Origin of the sequence: Glutamicibacter sp. NPDC127525 (assembly GCF_042672105.1) — a bacterium.
Classification (GTDB): domain Bacteria; phylum Actinomycetota; class Actinomycetes; order Actinomycetales; family Micrococcaceae; genus Glutamicibacter.
Genome location: NZ_JBHXVN010000001.1, coordinates 968,812 through 993,184, shown reverse-complemented (window position 1 = coordinate 993,184; position 24,373 = coordinate 968,812). Strand labels below are relative to the sequence as shown.

Below are 24,373 nucleotides of genomic sequence, written 5' to 3'. Positions count from 1 at the left end.
GATCTAACATTTTAAATGTCAATGAACGATTGGCACTGTGTGGACTAATGCCGTATCGTTGTTTGTTGGTTCCTGATTTAATTGCGCCTAAAACCCTCGGGTTTTCGGTACAGGGATCAAGGACCAGAACCAATTACTTGTTGGTGGAAATTGCCAACAAAAAAAGTTAGCGGGGAAAATGGGCAAGAAGGAAGGCGTCATCCAGGTAGAGGGCACCGTCTCGGAAGCACTGCCGAACGCGATGTTCCGCGTGGAGCTGCCGAATGGACACGTAGTGCTCGCCACTATCTCGGGTAAGATGCGTCAGCACTACATTCGAATCCTCCCAGAGGACCGAGTGCAGGTTGAAATGAGCCCATACGACCTCAACCGAGGTCGCATCGTTTACCGCTACAAGTAAATCTGCAGAATCCAAGACTTTCCCAGCGTGCGCAGCGCAATCTTGTGCTACGGCCGCTGAATGATGTTCTTGGGCAAAGCTTTTTACTGCTCCACATTTAACTGCAACCGCAAAAGGACAAAGCCTTGAAGGTTAACCCTAGCGTGAAGCCGATCTGCGACAAGTGCAAGGTGATCCGTCGTAACGGCGTGGTCATGGTGATCTGCGAGAACCCACGCCACAAGCAGCGTCAGGGCTAATTCCGTTTTTACGGGATTCCCACGCGTAGTCAATTAGGCAGTATCAGCTAGGACGAAAGTCCTGGTGTACCCCCGGATTCGGAGGCCGGGGCCGTGAGCAATCACGGAAGGTACTGCTCCAGACCTCCGTTCGTTGAAAGGTAGCCACTTGGCTCGTTTAGCAGGCGTGGACATTCCACGCGAGAAGCGCGTAATTATCGCGCTGACTTACATCTACGGCGTGGGCAAGACCCGTGCAGAAGAGACCATCGCAGCGACCGGCATCAGCCCGGACACTCGCGTCAAGGATCTCACCGATGACCAGCTCGTGCAGCTGCGCGACTTCGTCGAAGGCACCTACAAGGTTGAAGGTGACCTGCGCCGTGAGGTTCAGGCTGACATTCGCCGCAAGGTTGAGATCGGATCCTACGAAGGTATTCGTCACCGTAAGGGCCTGCCGGTCCGCGGTCAGCGCACCAAGACCAACGCACGTACCCGTAAGGGCCCGAAGCGTACCGTCGCAGGTAAGAAGAAGACTCGCTAAATCTTAGCGATCTAGTTCAAATACTTTTTTCGTAGGAGAAGAAATGCCCCCAAAGACTCGTGGAGCGGTACGTAAGCCGCGTCGCAAGGACAAAAAGAATATTGCGCAGGGACAGGCGCATATCAAGAGCACCTTCAACAACACCATCGTATCGATCACCGATCCGACTGGCGCTGTTATCTCGTGGGCTTCGGCCGGCGAGGTAGGCATGAAGGGTTCGCGCAAGTCGACCCCATACGCTGCCCAGATGGCTGCTGAGTCCGCTGCAAAGCGCGCTCAGGAGCACGGCATGCGCAAGGTTGACGTTTTCGTCAAGGGCCCAGGCTCGGGACGCGAAACCGCGATCCGTTCGCTGCAGGCTGCTGGCCTTGAGGTTGGATCCATCCAGGATGTTTCCCCAAGCGCTCACAACGGTTGCCGCCCATCGAAGCGTCCCCGCGTCTAATTGATTCGCTAGGCTTAGCCTAAGAAGTCACCGAAGCATTCACTCGTGGGTGCTCCGGTGACTGTCTTGGACTTATTAGCCTGCAAAAAGACGAACGGCCACCTCAGGCTACCGTCGTTTCCACCCCCGTGAGGCGTCATATAGCGGACGCTCGCTGAAAGGAAATGTAAGTGCTCATTACGCAGCGCCCAACCCTGACCGAAGAAGTAGTTGCCGAAAACCGCTCCCGGTTCGTTATCGAACCACTGGAGCCAGGCTTTGGCTACACCCTTGGTAACTCGCTCCGCCGTACCCTGCTCTCTTCGATTCCTGGTGCTTCTGTCACCAGTGTTCGAATTGACGGTGTACTGCATGAGTTCACCACCGTAGCCGGTGTCAAGGAAGATGTCACCGAACTGGTCTTGAACATCAAGAACCTGTCAGTATCTTCCGAGCACGACGAGCCAGTCGTTGCCTACCTGCGCAAGCAGGGCCCGGGCATCGTTACTGCAGCGGACATCACCCCTCCAGCAGGTGTGGAGTTCCACAACCCTGATCTGCACATCGCCACCCTCAACGCCAATGGCAAGTTCGACATGGAACTGACCATTGAGCGCGGCCGTGGCTATGTGTCTGCCGCTCAGAACAAGAACATTGATGGCGAGATCGGTCGAATCCCAGTTGATTCGATCTACTCCCCAGTGTTGAAGGTGACCTTCCGCGTGGAAGCAACCCGTGTCGAGCAGCGCACCGACTTCGATCGTTTGATCGTTGACGTGGAGACCAAGGAATCGATCACCCCGCGCGATGCAGTTGCATCCGCAGGTACCACCCTGGTTGAGCTGTTCGGTTTGTTCCGCGAACTGAACACTCAGGCTGAAGGTATCGAAATCGGTCCATCGCCAACCGATGCAGCTATGGCTGCTGACATGGCGCTGCCGATCGAGGATCTGGAACTCACCGTTCGTTCGTACAACTGCTTGAAGCGTGAGGGCATCCACTCTGTGGGTGAACTCGTAACCCGCTCCGAGGCCGACTTGATGGACATCCGCAACTTCGGTGCGAAGTCCATTGACGAAGTCAAGGCCAAGCTGGTTGAACTGGGTCTGGCCCTGAAGGATTCCCCTCCAGGCTTCGATCTGGCCGCTCGTAGCGCCATCGACGATGGCGACGAATACGACGAAGGTCTGTAAGACCCGCGTCTAGCGACACACTACTTCATCCGACTGAACGAAATATTCGTCCAGTACGGGTTATTCATCTAGGAGAACCACAATGCCTACCCCTACCAAGGGTCCGCGTCTCGGCGGCAGTGCAGCACATGAGCGATTGATTTTCGCTAACATGTCGGCACAGCTCTTCGAGAACAAGAAGATCACCACCACCCTGACCCGTGCCAAGCGTCTGCGTCCACACGCAGAGCGCCTGATCACCTTCGCTAAGCGCGGAGACCTGGCTTCGCGTCGCCGCGTCCAGGCCGTCATCGCTTCGCGTTCGCGCACCAACAAGTCGATCGTTCACGAACTGTTCGAGAACATCGCACCAGCAATGGCAAACCGCGAGGGTGGCTACACCCGCATCACCAAGATCGGTAACCGCAAGGGCGACAACGCTCCTATGGCTGTTATCGAGCTCGTGATGGAGCCAGTTTCGCCAAAGCAGGCTGTCGTCAAGGAAGCCACCAAGGCTACCGAGAAGGCTGCTGAGACCGAAGAGGCCTAAGCCCCTTCGAGCTAATGCTCTCTCGCCTGCAAAGGCGAAAAAGATTCCCGTTGGATCCGCAAGGAACCAACGGGAATCTTTTTTTATGCCTGTTTGCGTGAAGACGCGGGTGATCTTGCCCGTCAGTTGGAGGGCAGGGGCATCCGCATCTTGGAATTGCCTAGCTGAACGAATCCATGTCCGGGCAAGCCGTATTCAGGTATTCGGTAGCCTCGGAAGCCTCAGCCGTATCCAGTTCGGCGATCTTCTGCGAAATTTCCATCATGTTGCTGCTGTTGCCCTCAGCCATCAGGCCAGCCATTTTCTTGGTCTGCTCCGATGCCGCATTCAAGGACGTGGCAAGCTTGTTGTCCTTCGTGTTCTCAGCGGCTTCGCCCAGGATGGAATCAAACTCGTTCATGATCTCGGCATAAGCCGATGTATCGCCAGCCAAGAGCTCAGCGCTGGAGTCCTCCGCCTTCTTCTGCAGTCCGCGTTCAGCCACCTGGTCGTTGATGTAAACGCAGGTTTCCTCGGTGGACAGTTTGCCTGCACTGCAACCAGTGAGCATGACAGATGCAAGGGTGAGCGCAGCGGCAGATGCCGCGAACTTTTTCAACATGGAGATCCTTAGACGATGATGATCCGATGGCCCAGCACGTGAGGCACCGATAAGTACCTGTTTATTCTATAATCAGGAGTTATTGCAGGCAGTGTATGACATGAGCGGATCGGCAAGCAGCGGTTTCCTAAGAAGCGGACGGATCAGGTTCAGAAGCGGAAGCTGGGCACGTTTCACGCACATAGTCGGTGTATCGATCTTGCAGTCCGCCCTCGGCTGCCTCAACGTCTGACGCGAGCGTTGGATCGTCAAAGGAGCGATTGGCAATGAGGTCAATGAAGTCTTGGTAGTTTTCGATTTCGGACCGCAATGCAGTGCGCAAGTGCCTATTGCCAGTTTGCTCGGAGACTTCCCGGTAGATGCCGATGGCTGTTTCCAAAGCCTCAATCGCAGGTTGTGAATTCTGCGCAAGAATTCCCATATATGCCAGCGCCCACTTTTCCTCGATGAAATGCTCTACGGCCAGTTCATTAATGAGGGCGCATGATTGCTTTGTGCTCAGCTGTCCCGAACTGCAACCACTTAAGCAGAGCGGGACAGCAGCGGATATCGCGATAAAGCTAACTGCATTCCTGAACATGGCGAGACCTTAGAACGTTGCTAGTGAACCAGCCGCCTGCGCGGCAGGTCCGTGGAATGCACATAGGCTACTCCCGGCAGCAGCTCTCGTTTTGGCGCCTGTGGATAACGGCGTGAAGGCGGGCACTTGATTCGACGGTTGCACGTCTGCTTACGCATAATTGAATACATGAGTACTCAGCCAGAAAGCATCGATCCAATGGGCACCACCGCATTGGGGGCCACTGCAGCACCAGCATGGATCCGCATGCGCATGGTGCTCGGATACGACGGTGCCGCCTATAGCGGTTGGGCTCGCCAGCCCAATGTCTTGGGCGTGCAGCAGCTGGTTGAAGAGGCCCTGGAAATGATGATCCGGCGCCGCGTGCGCGTGGTTGTTGCCGGACGCACCGATGCAGGTGTGCATGCCCGCCACCAGGTGGTGCACTTCGATTTGACCGAGGAAGAATACGCGGGACTGCCACGCAAGGCGCCCTTGGCTCCCGGTCCTGCGCTCGTACGCCGCATCAACGGCATCCTTGGCCGTCAAGATGGTGCCGTTTGGGTGCATGAAGCCGAACGCGCACCAGAAGGCTTCGATGCCCGCTTCTCCGCGCTGGCCCGCCGCTACTCCTACCGGATTGCCGATGGGCAGCAGCGCTGGGATCCACTGACCCGGCACCTGACCACGTGGCACCGTGAAGAGCTGGATGTCGAGGCGATGAATCGCGAGGCGCAAAGCGTGCTGGGCCGCCACGACTTCTTGACCTACTGCAAGCCCCGTCCGCATGCCACGACCATTCGTACCCTGCAGGAATTCACCTTCACCCGTGGAGCCGACGGCTTGGTACTGGCCCATTTGAAGGCCGATGCCTTCTGCCACAACATGGTCCGTGCGCTAATCGGTGCCGCGATGATGGTGGGGGACGGGCGTGAGCAACCGGGGTTCCTGGCCCAGCGGCTGGAACAGATGGTCCGCGACTCCAAGACCAAGCTTTCGCACCCGCGGGCCCTGGTCCTCGAAGAGGTCTACTACCCAGAGGTTGAAGAACTGGCGGAACGAGCACTCCTGACCCGCGCACGGCGAACCGAAGCTGAGGTTGACGAAGCCTGCATGGAAAGCTGATTAGCCGATAATCCCCGGGATCTTAAGGGTGTTGTTGCTCACGACGTACATGCTTTTTTGGCCGGAAACACTTTAATCCGCTAAACTTTTATGAGTTGTGTATGTCCACGTTCGACACTACACGCCCAAGCGTGACGGCTTAGTTGCATAGTCGCTGGTCTGCTGGGTGTGCGAACAATATATGGACGGCCGGTTATCATCAGTCCTCACCTGGCGTACTGGTCTAAACACAAGAACAACACGACAGTGCCTGTCACTGGGGGATCTCACCGCCTTCAGCCAAGCGACTGTTTGACCAGAAACGAATCAACGTAAGGCAATTACTGTGCGTACGTACACCCCAAAGCCGGCTGACCAGACTCGTCAGTGGTTTGTCATTGACGCCACCGACGTAGTACTCGGCCGTCTCGCCGTCCAGGCCGCAACCCTGCTGCGCGGCAAGCACAAGCCAACCTATGCTGCACACATGGACATGGGCGACCATGTCATCATCATCAATGCAGACAAGGTTGCACTGACCGGTAAGAAGCTGCTGAACAAGCGCGCTTACCGCCACTCCGGTTTCCCAGGTGGCCTGAAGAGCATCAACTACGCAGACCTGCTGGAAAAGAACCCAGTACTGGCTGTTGAGAAGGCCATCAAGGGCATGCTGCCTAAGAACAAGCTTTCCGATGCCCAGCTGTCGAAGCTGAAGGTCTACCGCGGCGCCGAGCACCCACACGCTGCTCAGTCGCCAAAGGCACTGGAAATCACCCAGGTCGCTCAGTAGTCCTGGCCCCGAGAAGAAATACTTAATAGGAGATTATCGTGGCTCAGAACGCTGAAGAAACCACTGAATTCGAAGGCGAGACCCCTTCGACTTACACCACCGAGACCTCTGCTTCGGCTGTAGTTGCCGAAACCGAGCGCGCTCCGCTTACCGTTCCAGGTGCAGCAGTTGGCCGTCGCAAGCAGGCTATCGCCCGCGTTCGCCTGGTACCAGGCACCGGCAAGTGGACCGTTAACGGTCGCACCCTGGAGAACTTCTTCCCTAACAAGCTGCACCAGCAGGACGTCAACGAGCCTTTCAAGATCCTTGGTCTTGAGGGTGCTTACGACGTTATCGCTCGTATCAACGGTGGCGGCATTTCCGGCCAGGCCGGTGCACTGCGTTTGGGTATCGCTCGCTCGCTGAACGAGATCGATCGCGATGCAAACCGCGCCACCCTGAAGAAGGCTGGCTACTTGACTCGTGACGCACGCGTCATCGAGCGCAAGAAGGCTGGTCTGAAGAAGGCACGTAAGGCTTCGCAGTTCTCGAAGCGCTAAACCTTGCTTCAAGGTCTTTCCAAAGGCCCTGGCATCCTGCAAAGGACGCCGGGGCCTTTGGCCTTTTAACGCCGAAGACTGCAAGATCCCAGTAATCTTTTCTCATCTCACTGCCAATGCGGGACTTTAAGCCGTATAAATCAATGCAGAGGGCATATGATTGAAGGCGATGGCAAGGTTATTTGGGACCGATGGGGTCCGAGGAAAAGCAAACGAACTGTTAACTCCCGAGCTCGCGCTGGAACTGGCGCAGGCGGCATCGGTGGTGCTGGGCTTGAGCCAGCCAGAGGACGGCTACAAGCCGGTCGCTGTGGTTGCCAAGGACCCGCGCATCAGTGGTGACTTCCTGTCTGCCGCAATTGAGGCCGGCCTGGCCGCCTCCGGCGTAGACGTCATGGATGCCGGCACGCTGCCGACTCCTGCGGCGGCATTCCTGGTAGGGGACCTGAACGCCGATTTCGGTGTCATGATCTCCGCCTCGCACAACGCGGCTCCGGATAACGGTATTAAGTTCTTAGCCCGTGGCGGCAAGAAGCTGGACGATGCGCTGGAAGATGCCATCGAAGCCTGCTTGAAGATGCCAAAGCCACGCCCAACCGGCGGTGAGGTAGGTCGAGTCTCGCGTTTCGCCGACGCTGAGGACCGCTACATCATGCACCTGCTGCAGGCCCTGCCCAACCGGCTGGATGGCATGAAGGTAGTTCTGGACTGCGCCCACGGCGCTGCTTCGGGCTGCTCCCCAGAGGTGTTCAAGGCTGCCGGCGCCGAGATCGTCGTGATTGGCGCAGATCCAGACGGCATCAACATCAATGACGGCTACGGCTCCACCCACCTGGAGAAGCTGCAGGCCGCTGTGCTGGAGCACGGCGCGGACCTGGGCATCGCGCACGACGGCGACGCTGACCGCTGTCTTGCAGTAGACCATGAAGGCACCGTCGTCGACGGTGACCAGATCATGGCCGTCATGGCACTGGACATGAAGGACCGCGGCGAACTCAAGGACAACACCCTGGTTGCCACCGTGATGAGCAACCTCGGCCTGACCCTGGCCATGGAAGCAGCAGGCATCACTGTTAAGCAGACCGGCGTGGGTGACCGCTACGTGCTCGAAGGCATGCGCGAAGGCGATTACTCCCTGGGTGGCGAGCAATCCGGCCACGTGATCTTCTCCAAGCACGCCACCACCGGCGACGGCGTGCTGACCGGCCTGATGATTGCGGCCCGCGTGAAGGCTACCGGCAAGACCCTGAAGGAACTTGCTGCCGTGCTGACCGTCCTGCCACAGGTCCTGATCAACGTACGCGGCGTAGACAAGGCCAGCGTTCCAGAATGCGAACCGCTGCAGCGGGCAATTGCCGCTGCTGAGGCACGCTTGGGCACCACCGGCCGTGTGCTGCTGCGTCCATCGGGGACCGAGCCAGTAGTTCGCGTCATGGTCGAGGCAGCTACCCACGAGCAGGCCCAGGCCGAAGCCGAAGCCCTGGCAGGATCGGTCAAGGAGCATCTGGCCCTCTAGGCCCAGTGGCTTCCCAGCAACCAACACGTAAATATCAAGAAAAATCACACCCCCGCAGCGCGTTCCACGCCGGAACACGCTGCGGGGGTGTGGCATGCTAACTAATAGAAACTGATATCGGTTCGCGTTCTCGGAGAGAAGGACTTTCGTGACTTTACGCATCAGCGTGATCGGCACCGGCTACCTCGGTGCAACCCATGCCGCCTGCATGGCTGAACTGGGCTATGAAGTCATTGGACTGGACGTAGACAAAGCCAAGCTGGAAGCACTGGCCGCTGGCGTTCTGCCCTTCCACGAGCCAGGCCTGCCAGAACTGCTGCGCAAGCATGTGGCCTCCGGACGCCTGCGCTTCACCGACAGCTACGCAGAAGTCGCTGCCGGCGCGGATATCCACTTCATCACCGTGGGCACCCCGCAGCGCGCCGACTCGCAATCCGCAGACATGTCCTACGTAGACGGTGCCGTGGATTCGCTGCTGGAGCACATCACCGGCGAAGCGCTGATTGTCGGCAAGTCCACCGTGCCGGTAGGCACCGCACGCCGGCTGAGCGAGACAATTGCCCAAGACGCCAAGAACGGAAGCAGCATCGCGCTGGCATGGAATCCGGAGTTCCTTCGAGAAGGCTTCGCCGTCCAGGATACCCTGCGCCCCGATCGCCTGGTCTACGGCCTGGAGCATGAACGCGGACTGGAACTGCTGCGCAAAGTCTATGCACCGATCCTTGCCTTGGATACTCCGGAGATCGCCACGGACCTGGAGACTGCAGAACTGGTCAAGGTTGCAGCCAACGCCTTCCTGGCTACCAAGATTTCTTTCATCAACGCCTTTGCCGAGGTGACTGAAACCGTAGGCGGCGACATCAAGGTCCTTGCCGACGCCATTGGCCACGATAAGCGCATTGGACGCCGCTTCCTGAACGCTGGAGTGGGCTTCGGCGGCGGTTGCCTGCCCAAGGACATTCGAGCCCTCCAAGCACGCGTCAGCGAACTTGGCCTGAGCCAGACCATGGGCTTCTTGGCTGAAGTCGACCAGATCAATTTGCGCCGCCGTGACCGCGTGGTCTCGCTGGCCTCGCACATGCTGGGCAATGAGCTGGCAGGCAAGCATGTTTGCGTACTTGGCGTGACCTTCAAGCCGAACAGCGATGATGTGCGGGACTCGCCAGCACTGGATATCGCCGTCCGCCTGTACAACGAGGGCGCTGAAGTCTCGGTCTACGACCCAGAAGGCAACGCCAACGCTGCCGGCCGCTTCCCGCGCTTGAACTACGTTGATTCCTTCAAGGAAGCGGCGAAGGATGCGGACCTGACCTTGGTGCTGACCGAATGGAATGAATTCCGCGAACTGAATCCGTCGGATCTGGAAGACGTAGTGGCCAACAAGCAGCTGATTGACGGGCGCAACGTCCTGGACCGCCCTGAATGGCGGAATCAGGGCTGGACTGTTACCGGTCCGGGTGAATACTTCGAGCTGGGCAACATGGCTCCGGCAACTACCTCGATTCCGGTACAGGCTTCCTGAAGCTAGCTGCGGTACGCGACCGCAACTGCAAGAGAGGGGGAGCCGCATGGCATACACTGTGGTCACCGGCGGTGGTCGTGGCTTAGGAGCCGCGATTGCGGTGCGTCTAGCCACCGACCGCAACTTGATCATCGGCTACAGGCAGGATGAGAAATCGGCGCAGGCAGTGGCAGATAAAGTCCGTGAGCTCGGCGCTATTTGCCATGTCCTGCAGATCGACTGCGCCAATGAAGAATCAGTGGCAAGGTTCTTCGCCCGAGTGAAGGACATTGGTGAACTTGAAGGACTGGTAAACAACGCGGGATCAGCGACGGCCATCGGAAATCTGGCAGACAACGAGTTGACCGATATCGCCGCGGATCTGAACGTGAATCTTCTGGGCCCAATTACCTGCATTAAATATGCGCTGCCCCTGCTCCAGTCACATGGCGGTGGTGCAATCGTGAACATTTCATCGGTGGCGGCTGAATCCGGAAGCCCCTTCACGTACGTGCATTACGCTGCAGCCAAGGCCGGAGTAGAAGCCTTGACAGTGGGACTGTCCAAGGAACTGGCTAAGGACGGCATCCGAGTGAATGCGGTTAGCCCGGGAACGCTTTGGACTGAATTCCATAAGGATCCACAGCGCCCTGCGCAAATCGCCGAGACGATCCCGATGGGACGCGCAGGCAAGCCGACAGAAGTAGCCGGTGCGGTGGCTTGGCTATTGTCTAGCGAAGCCGCCTACACCACCGGCAGCGTTCTCAAAGTTTCTGGCGGCCTCTAGAGGGACCCAGAGCCTAGAAGCCGAACTGCTTCATGACCTTAGGCAGGTTCTCGATCAGGCGCGAAGCATTGACAGTTCCCTCTGAAGCGGTCACCCGGCCCAGGTGGCCATGAATGTAAGCGGCACACGCGGTCAGTTCCATCATGCGGCGGTTAGGCACGGTTCGCAGGCCTTCGGTGCCCGTGAGCGAGCTGTCGGAGAGCATGTAGCCCAGGATGCCGGTCAGGACATCGCCGCTGCCTGCAGTGGCCAATTCTGGTGCCGAGTGGCTCACCATCAGGCTGTCGCCATTGGGGGCCACAATGTAGCTGGTTGGTCCCTTGAGCAGGACCACGGCGTTGTATGCCAGGGCGGCCCACCGGGTCCAGCGAATCGGGTCTTGGGAAATCTCATCGGGAGTGATCTTCACTCCAGCGCGGCTGAGCAGCATGCGCAGTTCCTTGGCATGAGGCGTCAGCACGCGAGGCTGCTCGCTTGGGCCGGCAGGAACGACTTCCAATCCGGACGCGTCAATTACGGCCGGCTGCGGGCTGGCAAAGACATCAGCGATGGCGCCAGTCGGGGGAGTGCGTCCATCCAAGCCCGGGCCAATGGCCCAAGCCTTGATCTTGGCGCCCTTGCCGTGAATCTGACGGCGGGAGGAAGACAGCGCTTCCTTGATCTGCTCATCATCCAGTGGCACGGACTCCGGCACGGCGACGGCCATGAGCGGCTGAATGGATTCTGGCACGTGGGTGCGAAGCAATCCGACGCCGCAGGCTACAGCGGCCTTGGCGGTCAGCTGAGCAGCTCCGGGATAAAGGCCGGAACCGGCGATGAGTCCCAGGACTCCACGCTGGTACTTGTGCCGTCCGGCATCCCGCCAAGAGCGGTGCTGGTCCAGCAGCTCGCGAGTGGCCACCTCGTCCACAAGCTGCGTTCCAGCTTGGACGGAAGAAAAGTCGAATTCGAGATCTGCCACGGTAATGTCACCGGTAACCAGCGGTCCGTCTACAGACAGAAGACCGGATTTCATGGCACCGAAAGTTACCGTGCGTTCTGCGCGAAGAACAGAGTCCTGCGCAACGCCCGTTTCAGGATCCAGGCCTGAAGGAATATCGCATGCCAGCACCCGTGCGCCAGCAGGAAGCTTCGGCAAATCAGAGCCGGCACGGTATCCAAGGCCGTAGATGGCGTCAATAATGAGCGAGGCATTAGCTAATTCGCCTTGACCGTCGGAGAGGTCCAGCACGGTACCGCCGGCAGCTTGATATGCTGCAGCACCTTCGGCATGGATCTGTTCGTGGCACTGCAGAGCCAGAGTGGAAATCTTCTGCAGTTGGAGCTCTGCCAGTGCATACAAGCCATCTCCACCGTTGTTGCCCGGGCCGATAAGCGCCACCACGAAAGCCGGATCGGCGCTGGAATTCTCGGTCAGCATGGCGACTGCCGTTGAAGCCAAATGGGCGGCTGCTTGCTTCATTAAGCTGGTCTCGCCCCGCTTGGAGTTCTCCTGGGCTTCAACCGCACGAATTTGCGCAACACTGTAGACAGGAATCATAAGACAAACAATACTCAAGGCACCTGTGCGATGCCCTATTTAATGAGATGCGTGTCGTTATTCTTTCGTCGTGGCGTTGGTGCCTAGCGTTCTGCAACCACCATTGCGATAGCCATATCTCCATCGTGGGACATGGTCAGATGCCATGATTTGATGCCACGCAGCTCGCTGGCAGCGGCCACTGAACCAGTGTTGTGAACCTGGGGATCACCGGCTTCATCTTTGCGGATAGTGCAGTCCTGCCAGTTCATGCCCGCAGGAGCTCCCAGTGCCTTGGCGATGGCTTCCTTGGCCGCGAAGCGGGCCGCCAGGGATCGCAGGGGCAGGCCCCGCTCTTCTTCGGTGAAGAGCCGTTCACGCAAGCGTGGAGTCTTCTCGAGCTGGCGGCCAAAACGCGGCACATCAACGATGTCCACTCCAATTCCTGCAATCATGCCTATCAGTTTATCCAGTGCTTGCAGGGCATAAAAATTGCGGGCATTCTCGGAAAGGGAATGCCCGCAATTCTGGTGCTCGGTGGATTACTCCACGGTCACCGACTTGGCCAAGTTGCGTGGCTGGTCGACATCGAAGCCCTTGGCGGATGCCAGTTCGCAAGCGAAGATTTGCAGTGGCACGGTGGCCAGCAGAGGCATCAGCAGGGTTGGGGTTTCTGGCACGTAGAAGACCCACTCGGAGAAGTCCTTGACCGCAGCATCGCCATCTTCGGCAATAACCAGGGTCTTAGCGCCACGGGCGCGCACTTCCTGGATATTGGAGACAACCTTGGAGTGCAGCGAGTCGCGACCACGAGGGGAAGGAACTACGACGAACACTGGCTGGCCATCGTCGATCAGGGCGATAGGGCCGTGCTTCAGCTCGCCAGCGGCGAAGCCTTCAGCATGGATGTAGGCGATTTCCTTGAGCTTCAAGGCGCCTTCCATTGCTACCGGGTAGCCTACGTGGCGGCCCAGGAACAGCACGGAGTTGGCATCTGACATGTTGCGTGCCAGATCCTTGATCTCTTCCGCGCGGTCCAGGACGTCCTGGATCTTGGAAGGGATCTTGCCCAGGTCGGCAAGGATGTCCTTGATCTGGCCCTGGAACAGGTTGCCGCGCAGCTGCGCCAGGTACAGGCCCAGCAGGTAGGTTGCGGTGATCTGTGCCAGGAATGCCTTGGTGGAAGCCACAGCAATTTCCGGACCAGCGTGGGTGTACAGCACCGCATCCGATTCGCGTGGGATGGTCGATCCGTTGGTGTTGCAGATCGACATGGTCTTGGCGCCCTGCTCCTTGGCGTAACGCACAGCCATCAAGGTGTCCATGGTTTCGCCGGACTGGGAGATCGAAACGATCAGGGTCTTTTCGTCCACGATTGGCTCGCGGTAGCGGAACTCGTGGGAGAGCTCAACTTCTACCGGGATACGGCACCACGACTCGATAGCGTACTTGGCCACGGAGCCGGCATATGCCGAGGTGCCGCAAGCAAGAACAACAATCTTGGAGATTTCGGCCAGTTCCTCTGGAGCGATACGCAGTTCGTCCAGGGTCAGTCGGCCATCAGCGTCCGAGCGGCCCAGCAGGGTGTCGGCAACAGCTGCAGGCTGGTCGAAGATTTCCTTCTCCATGAAGGATGGGAAGCCGCCCTTTTCAGCGCTGGCTGCATCCCAGTCAACGGTGAATTCCTTGCCTTCGGCCGGGTTGCCGTCGAAGTCGGTGATGGAATGGTTATCCGGGGTGATGGTTACGATCTGGTCCTGGCCCAGTTCTACGGCGCGACGGGTGAAGTCGATGAAGCCGGAGACATCCGAACCCAGGAATTTTTCGCCATCGCCCAGACCGAGAACCAGAGGGGAGTTGCGGCGAGCCGCAACGACAACACCTGGGTGGTCCTGGTGAACTGCCAAGAGGGTGAAAGCACCTTCGAGCTGCTGAACAGCAAGCTGCATGGCGCGGGTCAAATCGCCTTCGGCCTCGGAGCTGTAGAGCTTGCCCAGCAGAGCTGCGGCAACCTCGGTATCGGTATCCGAAAGGAATTCAACGCCCTCGGCTGCCAAGCCGGCCTTGATGCCGGCGAAGTTTTCAATAATTCCGTTGTGGATCATGGCAAGTTTGCCACCATCGGCCAGGTGTGGGTGAGCGTTCTGATCGCTCGGACCACCGTGGGTTGCCCAACGAGTATGCCCAATGCCGGTCATCGACTTAGGCAATGGGGACTCGGCAATTTCATTTTCCAGATTGACCAGCTTGCCGGCCTTCTTACGAGAATGAATGGCGCCATCGGCAACAACAGCGACACCAGCCGAGTCGTAGCCGCGGTATTCCAACCGACGCAAACCTTCAATTAGAACGTCGAGGGCGCCATGATCGGCGACCTGGCTCGAGGTTCCTGCATATCCAACAATTCCGCACATGGGAAAAATCCTACCGGTTCAATGCCCATCGATGGGAATAATCGTGTCGGAGCACTCAAAATTACCTATGTCTTAGATCACCAGTCGGCCGTTTTTTGACTAATCCAAATGCCTTGTTGATGTTGTTAATTGGGATGTGGAGCATATTCTTGGCAGAATTTACCCTCGTGGAACCACACGGAACACTTGAAACGCCTATCTCGCCTTTCGTTGAACTGGAGCGCGAGACATGGGCGCGCCTGTCCAATCAAATGGAACAGCCGCTGAATTATTCGGACATTGAGCGGCTACGCGGCCTCGGCGACCAGCTGGACTTGCAAGAGGTCCGGGACGTCTACCTGCCACTGAGCCGCCTGCTGTCGCTTTATGTCGAGGGTGCCGGCGCGACGCATCAGGCAACCACTACCTTCTTGGGCGAGCAGACCAGCCGCACGCCTTTTGTCATCGGCGTCGCCGGCTCGGTTGCCGTGGGAAAGTCCACAACTGCCCGTGTTCTGCAGGAAATGCTGCGCCGCTGGCCGCATACGCCTGATGTCCAGCTCATAACCACTGATGGCTTCTTGTACCCGAATGCCGAGCTTGAGCGCCGCGGGATCATGCACCGCAAAGGGTTCCCCGAATCCTATGACCGGCGGGCGCTGCTGCGCTTTGTCTCGGCGGTAAAGTCTGGTGCCCCAGAAGTAAGTGCTCCGGTCTACTCGCACCTGACCTACGACATCATCCCGGGGGAGCGCAACGTAATCCGCTCACCGCAGGTATTGATTGTCGAGGGACTGAACGTATTGCAGCCTGCTCGAACCCGTTCCGATGGGACCGTGGGCCTGGCCCTGAGCGACTTCTTCGACTTCTCCGTCTACGTGGATGCGCGTACCGCGGATATCGAAGAGTGGTACATCAAGCGGTTCATGCGTCTGCGCTCCGGTGCCTTCTCCGACCCTGCCAGCTATTTCCACCGCTATGCCCAGCTCACTGATGTCGAGGCACGGGAAACTGCTCACGGTATCTGGAAGCGCATTAACGAGCCGAACCTCAGGGAAAACGTCTTGCCTACGCGTGGGCGGGCGCAATTAGTACTGCGCAAGGCGGCGGATCACTCGGTGCGCAGGATGCTATTGAGGAAAATCTAGGCTTCTTCAGCTGATATTTAAGCAAACGATTTCTGTGAGTTTGCCGAACTATTGCAGATCGGAGCCCAAATTCGTAGTCGTGCTGTGATTTTCCTGTGTATGCTCTAACCATGCTAAAAGGTTTCCGCGATTTTATTATGAAGGGCAACGTTGTCGATCTGGCCGTTGCTGTTGTTATCGGCGCTGCCTTCGGCGCCGTAGTCACCGCCTTGGTCGATAATGTGCTGATGCCATTGATCGCCGCCCTGGTTGGATCTCCAAACTTCGACAGCTTCTTGTTGCTAACCATTGACGGCGTTGACATCAAGTTCGGTGTCTTCCTGACTGCACTGGTCAACTTCCTGTTGATTGCTGCAGCTGTCTACTTCGCGCTGGTTCTGCCAATGACCAAGCTCAACGAGCGACTGGCTGCACGCCGCGCTGCCGGTGCAGAAGAGCCAGAGGAAGAAGTAGATCCACAGCTGGAGCTGCTCGCCCAGATCCGCGACGAGCTGAAGACTCTGCGCTAAGCCCTGACAAATATCCGTCTCCAAGGGGCGGACCCAAGCAACACAGTTGCTTGGGTCCGCCCCTTCCGACTTTAACTCGCGCTATGTGCCGAACTGCGCACGGGTGGACAAGGCAAGCGGAACCGAAAAGTGCGAAGATGATTAGGTGAACTCTGAAGCGCTTGAAGAAAGCAACCTGACAAACAGCACCAGCGGTGCACAGGCTATCGGATTTGAACGTCGTGCAGTCATTGACTTGTCGGCCATCCGCAACAACGTCAAGCAGATTTCTGATGTTGTAGCCCCAGCTGCAGTTATGGCCGTCGTCAAAGCAGACGCCTACGGCCATGGAGCTATCCCCGTAGCCAAGGCCGCCTTGGAGGGCGGCGCCCGCTGGATCGGGTGCGCCCATGCCACGGAAGCTCTCGCCCTGCGTGAAGCGGGCATCGATGCTCCCATGATGGCCTGGCTGCACACCGAGGACACCCCATTCGAGGCCGCCATTGATGCCGGTCTTGATCTGGGAGTCTCAGGCTGGGAACTTGAATACGTTGCCGCCGCAGCACGTGCCGTGCAGACACCGGCACGTATCCACATCAAGGTGGACACAGGACTTGGCCGCAATGGCTCCACTATGGATGCCCTGCCTGATCTGTTGAACCGCGCCAGCGACTTCCAAGAAGAAGGACTGCTGCGCGTAGTTGGCATCTTCTCCCACCTCGCGGTCGCAGATGAGCCAGAGCGGCCCGAAACGGACGAGCAGCTGGAAATCTTCAACAAGGCCATAGAACTGGTAGAAGCATCCGGCTTCGATCTTGAAGTGCGCCATATCGCCAATACGCCGGGTATCCTTTCGCGACCTGATTCGCACCACGACATGGTGCGCTTGGGGTTGGGCCTGTATGGCCTGAGCCCCTTTGAAACCGACTCGCCAGAAAGTTTCGGCCTGCGTCCAGCCATGACAGTGAAGACCCGCGTGGCTAACGTCAAGAAGGTCCATCCGGGGCAGGGCGTGTCCTACGGCCTGAATTACAAGACTGAAGCGGAGACCTACCTCGGGCTGATCCCCATGGGCTATGCAGACGGTTTGCCGCGCATCGCAACAGGTGCGCCGGTAACAGTTAACGGACGCACCTACCCGGTACGCGGACGCATCGCCATGGACCAGTGCGTCATTGATCTGGGCGCGGACATCAAGCCTGAGGACTTCCTCGGCGCCGAGGCGATTATCTTCGGTAAAGGCGGGCAGTCGGTGAACACTTGGGCCTATGCGGCGAACACCATCAACTACGAAGTGGTAACCCGCATTTCTCCGCGCGTGCCCCGCTACTACATCGAAGGCAGCTGGGGTGAAGCCGGTGAGTAACCCGGTGCGGGAATTCTCCTGCCAACTAGATGACCTCACTGTTACCGAAGCGCTGGGGGAAGCTCTTGGTACCCAGCTCAAAGCCGGAGACTTGGTGATTCTTACAGGGGCCTTGGGCGCTGGTAAGACGACTCTGACTCAGTCGCTGGGCGTGGGACTGAATGTACGCGAGGGAATCATCTCGCCTACATTCGTTTTGGCCCGCCAGCACCCGGCGCTAGGCGATGGCCCCGGACTGATCCACGTGGATGCCTACCGCTTGAAGGGCCACGACGACGTGGACACCCTGGATCTCGAATCAACGCTGGCTGATTCAGTCACCGTTGTGGAGTGGGGGCTGGGCAAGGTGGAACATCTCACGGACTCGCGTCTGGAAATCCAGCTGGACCGCGAAGCCCTGGCCGCACCGAGTGCCAACCCGTGGGAAGAATCGGAGGAAGAGCTGGACGAGCCGCGGTTGTTCAGCCTGAAGGGGATCGGCCCGCGCTGGGACGAGGACACCTTTGCCCAGTTGAAAGACACTTTGCTGTCTGCAGTAACTGCGCAGCACACGGAAGAGAAGCATGCCTAACTACTTAGCTATCGACACCTCCGCCAACGCATCGGTGGCACTGGTTGACAAAGCCACCTGTTCAGTTGTCGACCAGCGGGTTTCATCCAAGGGGAACGACCAGACCGAAACCCTGTCGGCATACGTCAAGGAACTCTTGGACGCTCATGGACAGAAAGGCCAAGACCTCGCCGGCATTATTGTCGGCGTAGGCCCAGGCCCATTCACTGGCCTGCGCGTGGGACTGGTTGCCGCACGAACCTTCGGCTTCGTATGGCAAATCCCCGTGTACGGTGTGATGTCATTGCACGCGCTCGCCGAACAGGCGCTTGACTCAAGTCAGGTTCCGGCTGAATTCGTTGTGGCTTCCGATGCACGTCGCAAGGAAGTGTACTGGGCTCGATATGACCAAGACGGCACCATGGTGGATGGCCCGCACGTTTCCGCAGCTTCAGCGCTTCCGGCATTGCCGGTCTACGGCGTTGGTGCCGGGATCTACGCTGAACAACTTGAAGAGGCAGGCTCCCAGCCAATGCCTGAGTCCTTTGAATGGATTGCAAACGCCGGCCATCTTGCCCGCCGTGGCATGAATGAACTGGCAGCGGGCAAGGATCTTTCTGATACTTCGCCACAGTACCTGCGTGAATCCGACGCGCAGGTTCCGGCATTCATGAAGCAGACCAAATCATGAGTGAAGCAAATCAGATCACTTTGCGCCGCATGGCCGCAGAAGATCTGCCGGCTGTCCACGAGCTGGAACAGCAGCTGTTTCCAGAAGACGCGTGGCCGCTGGCAGGTTTTGAATCCGAGCTAGCTCAGAGTGATACCCGCACCTACTGGGTCTATGCGGACGCTGGTCGAGTTGTCGGCTATGCCGGCCTCTGCGTGGTCTTGCCGATTGCCGATGTGCAAACTATTGCCATGCACCCGGACTACCAAGGGCGAGGCTTGGGACGCAAGCTTTTGGCATTGCTCATCCAGACCGCAGGCGAGAAGAATGCATTGGATGTGATGCTCGAAGTTCGCTTTGATAACCCCGGTGCCATTGGTCTGTATGAATCCATGGGATTCACTACCATTCACCGTCGCAAGGGCTACTACAAGGGCGGGGTAGACGCGCTTATTATGAGACTGCCGCTGGATGTCCAGCAAGGACAAGAGGAAGAACGCAACGCATGAGCAACACAGAACCCGTAGTACTGGGCATCGAGTCTTCCTGCGATGAAACCGGCGTGGGCATCGTGCGCGGCAATAGGCTGCTTGCTAACGCTGTCTCCAGTTCCATGGATGAGCACGTACGCTTTGGAGGAGTGATTCCAGAGATCGCAGCGCGTGCACACCTGGAAGCCTTTGTGCCCACCCTGCAGTCAGCTCTGGACACCGCGGAACTGACTCTTGATGACATTGACGCCATTGCCGTGACCAGCGGTCCAGGCCTGGCCGGTGCTCTGATGGTTGGAGTTTCGGCAGCCAAGGCTCTGGCGTTGGCTACAGGGAAGCCGTTGTACGGGATCAACCACTTGGTTGCTCACGTAGGTGTTGGCGTTCTCGAAGGAACCGTATTGCCGCCAACTTTCGGGGCACTGCTGGTCTCAGGGGGGCACACCGAAATCTTGAAGGTCACTTCGCTGACTAACGACGTGCAGCTGTTGGGCTCCACGATTGATGATGCAGCCGGTGAAGCCTATGACAAGACTGCTCGTTTGCTGGGTCTCGGGTATCCAGGTGGTCCGGCTATCGACAAGGCGGCTAAGGATGGAGACCGAAAGGCATTCCGATTCCCTCGCGGCTTGTCGCTGCCGAAGTTCGTGGGCAGTGCCGAGAATCCTGGCAAGCACCGCAACAACTTCTCGTTCTCAGGACTGAAGACTGCTGTAGCCCGCTGCGTCGAGCACTTCGAGGCCAACGGAGAAGAAATTCCTGTCGCTGATATTGCTGCGTCATTCCAGGAAGCAGTCGTTGACGTGATCACGTCGAAGGCAGTCCGGGCGATGCAGGAACAGGGACTGAAGACTCTGCTTCTGGGCGGGGGAGTGGCGGCGAATACTCGACTGCGTGAACTTCTGGCGGCCCGATGTGCTTCTGCGGGCATAGCCTTGGTGGTTCCTCCGTTTAGCTTGTGCACGGACAACGGCGGAATGGTTGCAGCTCTCGGCGCGCAGCTGGTTGCTGATGGCGTTTCTCCGTCTGGGCTGGAATTCGCAACCGACTCTTCGCAGCCGGTAACGAACATCGTTTTGAATTCTCGAAGCTAGACACCTGGGCAACCTCAGTTTGGGGCCACCACGTACAGGCGGTGGACCCCAAACTAATTTCTAGGGTTGTCCATCCTAATCGGCATTCGTAGTCAAGATCTGTCGGTCCAAGACTAAACAAAACTCCTAACGGGGTCATGAGCCACTGAGTGGAAAAGCGAACAGCAAGACCTCTTGCACCTATGTACGTCTATGTGTCTCAGGGTAATGATTCGTCATAGCATCACGTTGCGAAGGCTTCCTAGCCCGATCTTGCAAACCAGTCGCAAGAAGAAAACGAACTATCTCGTCCGGGGCATCCACCTCTAGCTAGGCATTGATTGCCTTTTGCGTCCTTCTCCCGAGGTGTAGGTGATCTTGTCAATAGTCTCGGGAAGACTTGGCGATGAACTGAAATCTATCGGTCCATTTGCAATCGCTTCACGTTGTAACTGCTCGTGTGGTTCGGCGTGCACATGATCGATTCGACGGCATTGATTTGGTCGTCGTCGCTGATTCCGGTGTCTTCGAATAGCTCGTTGATCTGCTTAATCTGTCCGTCGAAAGTGCGTAGGGTCGTCTCCCGCACAACGCCCGAATCGGCTGCAGTCACCTCTCGATTCCCTTGCCTTGCCCACCCACTAGCTCCAGGTCCTGTGCTTCTTGCACCTCAGGGCATAGTGGGTGAGCGCCGCATCGGAAAGGTCCAAGCTGTTGCCGGTGGCTGTGGTCTGCAGTGCCTTGGCCAGTAGCTTCAGGTAGATCGCGAATTTCTCGATTCGGGTGCTGCCGTAGTCGATGACCTGCGAGAAGAAGTCGTAGGACTTGTTGAAGGCGCCCGCGGTTTTGCGGAATTCGACTGGTTGTTCCGGTTCCAGAGTGTTGTTATCCTGCGTGGCATTCCTGCGGCGGTCGTGGAATACGTCGATGGGAGGTTGCAGGTGTGAGTCCGAGCCCTTGTGGTTGTGTTGGGCTACCCACTTCATGGCGACCTGGTCCACGTCCTTGTCGCTGTAGCTCCCTATCGAGTCCGGTTTCATGATCATGTCGAAGATGATGCCGGGTTGGATTCCTCGTGGATGGAGGCGTCTTCGTAGAAGGTCTGGAACGCTTTACAAATACGCCAGCCATGGTTTCCAGCTGTTCGATAATTTGCCGTTACCAGTTTCGCTGCGGTAAAAAAGTCTGGGCAAGACGAAATCGCTCATTCGTCGGTCGGTTTCGTCTTGCTCAGAACTTGTCTTGGCTATGGAAGCGGCAGTGGCCCTTCGATCGGTTGTCCCTGAGTACCCATGTCGATACCCAGATCCTTGGCGAACACGGTGCGGGTTCCGGCGTAAACGCTGTTCTTGTTCTCGTCGAGTTCGAAGACCCGGGCGCCGCGTAGGTGATGGTTCTCGGTCCCACCGAGGCCGTAGGTGCCGAAACCGGTACCTGGACCGTAGCCGAGCTCGATGCCGTAGTAGTCACCCATGTAGGTGTTGATGTGGTCGTGGCCGCAGTACACGCCCCGGACATCTCCGCGTTCCTGCAGCGCGGCGAACATGCCGGAATTGAATGCGCCGGTGTAGACGCCCTCGTTCTTCACTCCGACGATAGAGTGCTTCTTGATGGCCTTCTCGTGGTCAGCGTCGTTCGAGGTGAACTGGGCGCCGTACCACATGTGGTTGTGCTCCCACAGTGGTATGTGGAAGAACATTAGCGACTGAACCTTGCCGTAGCGGTTTTCGGTGGCTATGGAAGCCTCGCGATACCAAGCGATCTGCTCGGGACGGATCCAGTCGTAGGACATGAGGCCCTCGAAGTCCTGGCCGCCAACAGTCTTTGGAGCGTAGCGGTTCGAATCAAGCAGCCAGATGCCAAAGACAGGTTTGGCGCTCTTCGAGGAAGCGATCAGCAACTGGGAATTCGATTCGCCAACAATCTTGTCATTCTTCGAGTTGGCATTGAACTCATAGCCTCGGATGAAGTTCAGGATCTTTGCCTCGTCCATGCCTGTGCCATTGGGCATTGAATCTTCATCGTGATTGCCGAAGGTAAGTGCCCAAGGGATACCGCGGGACTCCATCGGCTGCACGACGTTGTTGATAGCCTGCTTGACTTCGGTAACTGTTTGAGAGGAGCCATTGATTACATCGCCGTTGATCAGGGCGAAGCCGGGCTTCTCGGCATCCAGAACCTTCTCCATCAGCTCAATGGTGCGACGATCGGTGCGCGGTCCATCCTGGGTGTCATTGAACTGAACGATCTTGAACTTGCCATCTGCCGCGAATTTCAGTTTTGGCCTGGGAGCCGTTCCCGGATTCTCAGCCGGTGCTGGGGATGCAGTGGCGCTGTTGGCGGCGAAGAGTCCGGTGATAGCGGCTGCGGTGCCGGCAACCAATATCCCGCGACGTGGAACAGAAGACGATGTTTTCATGGAGACCTTTCAAAATGATTCTGTGATTCGCCGTGTAATTATCGTGGCGACAATGTTTAGATCGTAGGAATCCAGAGTGACGAAATGATGAAATTAAGTCATCGACAATAGGTGTGCAACATAAATAAACCCAATGCAGAAGTTGCGCATTTTTGACATTCCTTACTCAAACGAGAGCGGGGTGGGATGTCGTCGAATTCGACAACATCCCACCCCGCTTCGCCTAATAGTCAGCTATGAGTTCATGGCAGCTTTTGAATGACGCATGAACGGGTCACCATCTACCTGCTGATCATCTTTTTTGAGAGCGAAGAATCCGTAGATCCCAGCTAATAGCACAACTAGAGAAATCACGATGAAGGTCTGCTGGTAGCCCATACGGTCATGGAGCGCACCGAGGGGAGTGGACAGAATGACGTTGCCAATCTGTGCCGATACTTGGAACCCAACCATGTATAGGGTTGCCGACAGTGCCGGATTGAAGTGCAGCGTGAAGTAACGGAAGATCGGCAAGATGAATAGCGGTGTCTCAATGGCATGCAACATCTTGATTGCCGAGACCAGCACCGGATCGTCAACCAGAGCGCAGCCGATGATGCGGACAAACATGATGGCCACTCCCAGTAGCAATGCTGAACGAATGCCTATCCGGCGCATGACCAGGGGGATGATGCCAAGCATGGCCGCTTCAACGAACACCTGAACTGAGTTCAAGATTCCGTATACCCGCTGTCCGGTCTCGGGTGATTCAAATAGGCCGGTGTAGAACTCGGGGAACATCTGCTGGTCGAAGACGGTATAGAACGTCCAAGAGAGCATGACGAACAAGATGATCAGCCAGAGACTCGGCAGACGGAATAGCCTGAACATCTCACGAATTGTCGGTGTAGTTGCGGGGGAAAGAATTTTCCTGCCGGAACCGGCGGCGATCACTGGCTGACTATTGGTACGGCCCAGCACCAGCAGCAGGAGATGGGCCAGGCCCAGAACGGACCCGATCCAGAAGTTCAGCATGGGGTTGATAGTGAACAGGAAGCCGGCCGCCAATGCGACCAGAGCGTAGCCAAAGGACCCCCACATGCGGGCCTGCCCGTATTCAAAGTTGAAACGGCGGCTGTAGCGTTCGGTCAAGGCTTCAAATAGCCCAACTCCGGCTAGGAAACCAGTTGACAAGACAATGGCGCCAATGAGCACGCCGGCCATGAACTGGGACTGCAATAGTGGCTGGTAGACCCACGTGCAGAATGGCCCGATCAGGGCGGTCACCGAGGCAAGAATGGTGGCCAGATGCTTTCTGTCGCCAAGCCGATCCTGAATGGCCCCGTAGGCAAACATCAGGATCAGCGTTGCCAGGGAGTTTACCGAGTAGAGCGTGCCGACCTGTGCCCCGGTGAGTCCTAGACCTGCTGATTCGCTGGTGAGCCAGATCTGGAAGAAGGACCACCAGATGCCCCACGATGCGAAGAACAGGAGCATCGAGAAGGAACTCTGGAGGTAAATAGGATTTTTGTAAGTAGTCGTAATGCCAGCCATCTTTGTCCTGGATTCTTT

At 57.5% G+C, this 24,373-nt stretch carries 27 protein-coding genes and 1 pseudogene; 19 read left to right on the top strand and 9 right to left on the bottom strand.

Annotation, left to right across the window (positions count from 1 at the left end):
- The first annotated feature begins 178 nt into the window (after positions 1-178).
- From infA to rplQ, 6 genes and pseudogenes are all read left to right on the top strand, one after another.
- Entirely contained in the window at positions 179-400 is a 222-nt protein-coding gene (gene infA, locus ACFVHU_RS04610; protein ID WP_013349662.1) for a translation initiation factor IF-1, read from the top strand.
- Between the two features lie 125 nt (positions 401-525).
- Complete coding sequence (gene rpmJ / locus ACFVHU_RS04605) at positions 526-639, top strand: 50S ribosomal protein L36 (RefSeq protein WP_013349661.1); 114 nt, start codon at positions 526-528, stop codon at positions 637-639.
- 148 nt (positions 640-787) lie between these two features.
- Complete coding sequence (gene rpsM, locus ACFVHU_RS04600) at positions 788-1,162, top strand: 30S ribosomal protein S13 (protein ID WP_105657648.1); 375 nt, start codon at positions 788-790, stop codon at positions 1,160-1,162.
- A gap of 43 nt (positions 1,163-1,205) precedes the next feature.
- Positions 1,206-1,607: a 30S ribosomal protein S11 gene (gene rpsK, locus ACFVHU_RS04595; RefSeq protein ID WP_388022717.1), complete on the top strand. Its 402-nt coding sequence runs from the start codon at positions 1,206-1,208 to the stop codon at positions 1,605-1,607.
- 170 nt (positions 1,608-1,777) lie between these two features.
- Positions 1,778-2,779 carry a DNA-directed RNA polymerase subunit alpha gene (locus ACFVHU_RS04590; protein ID WP_105657647.1) on the top strand — a complete coding sequence of 334 codons (1,002 nt, stop codon included), beginning with the start codon at positions 1,778-1,780 and terminating at the stop codon, positions 2,777-2,779.
- A gap of 82 nt (positions 2,780-2,861) precedes the next feature.
- Positions 2,862-3,302 (top strand): annotated as a pseudogene (rplQ, locus tag ACFVHU_RS04585) (50S ribosomal protein L17); the annotation flags it as partial.
- 166 nt (positions 3,303-3,468) lie between these two features.
- On the opposite strand, the gene ACFVHU_RS04580 reads toward rplQ, so the two are convergent.
- Positions 3,469-3,909 (bottom strand): hypothetical protein, encoded by a 441-nt coding sequence (locus tag ACFVHU_RS04580; RefSeq protein ID WP_133833631.1) that lies wholly within the window; start codon positions 3,907-3,909, stop codon positions 3,469-3,471.
- A gap of 127 nt (positions 3,910-4,036) precedes the next feature.
- Positions 4,037-4,489 carry a hypothetical protein gene (locus ACFVHU_RS04575; RefSeq protein WP_388022714.1) on the bottom strand — a complete coding sequence of 151 codons (453 nt, stop codon included), beginning with the start codon at positions 4,487-4,489 and terminating at the stop codon, positions 4,037-4,039.
- Between the two features lie 168 nt (positions 4,490-4,657).
- Between ACFVHU_RS04575 and truA the strand changes: the two genes are divergently transcribed.
- The 6 genes from truA (at position 4,658) to ACFVHU_RS04545 (ending at position 10,705) form a co-directional block, all read left to right on the top strand.
- Entirely contained in the window at positions 4,658-5,593 is a 936-nt protein-coding gene (truA, locus tag ACFVHU_RS04570; protein WP_286172137.1) for a tRNA pseudouridine(38-40) synthase TruA, read from the top strand.
- Positions 5,594-5,918: 325 nt separating this feature from the next.
- Positions 5,919-6,362 (top strand): 50S ribosomal protein L13, encoded by a 444-nt coding sequence (gene rplM, locus ACFVHU_RS04565; protein WP_105657642.1) that lies wholly within the window; start codon positions 5,919-5,921, stop codon positions 6,360-6,362.
- A 38-nt stretch (positions 6,363-6,400) separates the two neighbouring features.
- The gene (rpsI, locus tag ACFVHU_RS04560) at positions 6,401-6,901 is read left to right on the top strand and encodes a 30S ribosomal protein S9 (RefSeq protein ID WP_060702200.1); all 501 of its coding nucleotides are present in this window, start codon (positions 6,401-6,403) and stop codon (positions 6,899-6,901) included.
- 169 nt (positions 6,902-7,070) lie between these two features.
- Positions 7,071-8,417: a phosphoglucosamine mutase gene (glmM, locus tag ACFVHU_RS04555; RefSeq protein ID WP_105657641.1), complete on the top strand. Its 1,347-nt coding sequence runs from the start codon at positions 7,071-7,073 to the stop codon at positions 8,415-8,417.
- Positions 8,418-8,565: 148 nt separating this feature from the next.
- Entirely contained in the window at positions 8,566-9,939 is a 1,374-nt protein-coding gene (locus ACFVHU_RS04550; RefSeq protein WP_388022708.1) for a UDP-glucose dehydrogenase family protein, read from the top strand.
- Positions 9,940-9,985: 46 nt separating this feature from the next.
- Positions 9,986-10,705 (top strand): SDR family NAD(P)-dependent oxidoreductase, encoded by a 720-nt coding sequence (locus ACFVHU_RS04545; protein ID WP_133833634.1) that lies wholly within the window; start codon positions 9,986-9,988, stop codon positions 10,703-10,705.
- 13 nt (positions 10,706-10,718) lie between these two features.
- On the opposite strand, the gene ACFVHU_RS04540 is transcribed toward ACFVHU_RS04545, so the two are convergent.
- The 3 genes from ACFVHU_RS04540 to glmS form a co-directional block, all read right to left on the bottom strand.
- Positions 10,719-12,167 carry an NAD(P)H-hydrate dehydratase gene (locus ACFVHU_RS04540; RefSeq protein ID WP_166650718.1) on the bottom strand — a complete coding sequence of 483 codons (1,449 nt, stop codon included), beginning with the start codon at positions 12,165-12,167 and terminating at the stop codon, positions 10,719-10,721.
- A gap of 161 nt (positions 12,168-12,328) precedes the next feature.
- The gene (locus tag ACFVHU_RS04535) at positions 12,329-12,679 is read right to left on the bottom strand and encodes a holo-ACP synthase (protein ID WP_105657637.1); all 351 of its coding nucleotides are present in this window, start codon (positions 12,677-12,679) and stop codon (positions 12,329-12,331) included.
- A gap of 87 nt (positions 12,680-12,766) precedes the next feature.
- Positions 12,767-14,638, bottom strand: coding sequence for a glutamine--fructose-6-phosphate transaminase (isomerizing) (glmS, locus tag ACFVHU_RS04530; protein WP_388022703.1), 1,872 nt, complete (start codon positions 14,636-14,638; stop codon positions 12,767-12,769).
- A 167-nt stretch (positions 14,639-14,805) separates the two neighbouring features.
- Between glmS and coaA the strand changes: the two genes are divergently transcribed.
- From coaA to tsaD, 7 genes are all read left to right on the top strand, one after another.
- The gene (gene coaA / locus ACFVHU_RS04525) at positions 14,806-15,765 is read left to right on the top strand and encodes a type I pantothenate kinase (protein WP_105657688.1); all 960 of its coding nucleotides are present in this window, start codon (positions 14,806-14,808) and stop codon (positions 15,763-15,765) included.
- Positions 15,766-15,875: 110 nt separating this feature from the next.
- Entirely contained in the window at positions 15,876-16,274 is a 399-nt protein-coding gene (gene mscL / locus ACFVHU_RS04520) for a large conductance mechanosensitive channel protein MscL (protein WP_105657635.1), read from the top strand.
- Between the two features lie 145 nt (positions 16,275-16,419).
- On the top strand, positions 16,420-17,619 hold the full coding sequence (gene alr / locus ACFVHU_RS04515; protein WP_332503136.1) for an alanine racemase: 1,200 nt from the start codon (positions 16,420-16,422) through the stop codon (positions 17,617-17,619).
- Positions 17,612-18,190: a tRNA (adenosine(37)-N6)-threonylcarbamoyltransferase complex ATPase subunit type 1 TsaE gene (tsaE, locus tag ACFVHU_RS04510; RefSeq protein WP_133833637.1), complete on the top strand. Its 579-nt coding sequence runs from the start codon at positions 17,612-17,614 to the stop codon at positions 18,188-18,190. The genes alr and tsaE overlap by 8 nt, the downstream gene beginning before the upstream one ends.
- Positions 18,183-18,860 carry a tRNA (adenosine(37)-N6)-threonylcarbamoyltransferase complex dimerization subunit type 1 TsaB gene (tsaB, locus tag ACFVHU_RS04505; protein ID WP_133833638.1) on the top strand — a complete coding sequence of 226 codons (678 nt, stop codon included), beginning with the start codon at positions 18,183-18,185 and terminating at the stop codon, positions 18,858-18,860. Before tsaE ends, tsaB begins: the two co-directional genes overlap by 8 nt.
- Entirely contained in the window at positions 18,857-19,348 is a 492-nt protein-coding gene (rimI, locus tag ACFVHU_RS04500; RefSeq protein ID WP_133833639.1) for a ribosomal protein S18-alanine N-acetyltransferase, read from the top strand. Before tsaB ends, rimI begins: the two co-directional genes overlap by 4 nt.
- On the top strand, positions 19,345-20,424 hold the full coding sequence (tsaD, locus tag ACFVHU_RS04495; RefSeq protein WP_133833640.1) for a tRNA (adenosine(37)-N6)-threonylcarbamoyltransferase complex transferase subunit TsaD: 1,080 nt from the start codon (positions 19,345-19,347) through the stop codon (positions 20,422-20,424). The genes rimI and tsaD overlap by 4 nt, the downstream gene beginning before the upstream one ends.
- A gap of 397 nt (positions 20,425-20,821) precedes the next feature.
- Here the strand turns inward: tsaD and ACFVHU_RS04490 are convergent, their stop codons facing one another.
- The 4 genes from ACFVHU_RS04490 to ACFVHU_RS04475 form a co-directional block, all read right to left on the bottom strand.
- Positions 20,822-21,016 carry a hypothetical protein gene (locus ACFVHU_RS04490; protein WP_133833641.1) on the bottom strand — a complete coding sequence of 65 codons (195 nt, stop codon included), beginning with the start codon at positions 21,014-21,016 and terminating at the stop codon, positions 20,822-20,824.
- Positions 21,017-21,044: 28 nt separating this feature from the next.
- Positions 21,045-21,449, bottom strand: a complete 405-nt coding sequence (locus tag ACFVHU_RS04485) for a hypothetical protein (protein WP_388022694.1) — start codon at positions 21,447-21,449, stop codon at positions 21,045-21,047.
- Between the two features lie 200 nt (positions 21,450-21,649).
- Positions 21,650-22,822: a metallophosphoesterase family protein gene (locus tag ACFVHU_RS04480; RefSeq protein ID WP_133833643.1), complete on the bottom strand. Its 1,173-nt coding sequence runs from the start codon at positions 22,820-22,822 to the stop codon at positions 21,650-21,652.
- Between the two features lie 234 nt (positions 22,823-23,056).
- Entirely contained in the window at positions 23,057-24,355 is a 1,299-nt protein-coding gene (locus tag ACFVHU_RS04475; protein ID WP_332487194.1) for an MFS transporter, read from the bottom strand.
- Positions 24,356-24,373 lie beyond the last annotated feature (18 nt).

Bases quoted from the DNA above. Each gene is read 5' to 3' on its own strand.
- tsaB (WP_133833638.1), top strand. From the start codon at position 18,183: ATGCCTAACTACTTAGCTATCGACACCTCCGCCAACGCATCGGTGGCA.
- tsaD (WP_133833640.1), top strand. From the start codon at position 19,345: ATGAGCAACACAGAACCCGTAGTACTGGGCATCGAGTCTTCCTGCGAT.
- rpsK (WP_388022717.1), top strand. From the start codon at position 1,206: ATGCCCCCAAAGACTCGTGGAGCGGTACGTAAGCCGCGTCGCAAGGAC.
- ACFVHU_RS04475 (WP_332487194.1), bottom strand. From the start codon at position 24,355: ATGGCTGGCATTACGACTACTTACAAAAATCCTATTTACCTCCAGAGT.
- infA (WP_013349662.1), top strand. From the start codon at position 179: ATGGGCAAGAAGGAAGGCGTCATCCAGGTAGAGGGCACCGTCTCGGAA.
- ACFVHU_RS04480 (WP_133833643.1), bottom strand. From the start codon at position 22,822: ATGAAAACATCGTCTTCTGTTCCACGTCGCGGGATATTGGTTGCCGGC.
- truA (WP_286172137.1), top strand. From the start codon at position 4,658: ATGAGTACTCAGCCAGAAAGCATCGATCCAATGGGCACCACCGCATTG.
- ACFVHU_RS04485 (WP_388022694.1), bottom strand. From the start codon at position 21,449: ATGATCATGAAACCGGACTCGATAGGGAGCTACAGCGACAAGGACGTG.
- glmS (WP_388022703.1), bottom strand. From the start codon at position 14,638: ATGTGCGGAATTGTTGGATATGCAGGAACCTCGAGCCAGGTCGCCGAT.
- ACFVHU_RS04575 (WP_388022714.1), bottom strand. From the start codon at position 4,489: ATGTTCAGGAATGCAGTTAGCTTTATCGCGATATCCGCTGCTGTCCCG.
- ACFVHU_RS04545 (WP_133833634.1), top strand. From the start codon at position 9,986: ATGGCATACACTGTGGTCACCGGCGGTGGTCGTGGCTTAGGAGCCGCG.
- glmM (WP_105657641.1), top strand. From the start codon at position 7,071: ATGGCAAGGTTATTTGGGACCGATGGGGTCCGAGGAAAAGCAAACGAA.
- rimI (WP_133833639.1), top strand. From the start codon at position 18,857: ATGAGTGAAGCAAATCAGATCACTTTGCGCCGCATGGCCGCAGAAGAT.
- ACFVHU_RS04540 (WP_166650718.1), bottom strand. From the start codon at position 12,167: ATGAAGCAAGCAGCCGCCCATTTGGCTTCAACGGCAGTCGCCATGCTG.
- ACFVHU_RS04535 (WP_105657637.1), bottom strand. From the start codon at position 12,679: ATGATTGCAGGAATTGGAGTGGACATCGTTGATGTGCCGCGTTTTGGC.
- mscL (WP_105657635.1), top strand. From the start codon at position 15,876: ATGCTAAAAGGTTTCCGCGATTTTATTATGAAGGGCAACGTTGTCGAT.
- ACFVHU_RS04580 (WP_133833631.1), bottom strand. From the start codon at position 3,909: ATGTTGAAAAAGTTCGCGGCATCTGCCGCTGCGCTCACCCTTGCATCT.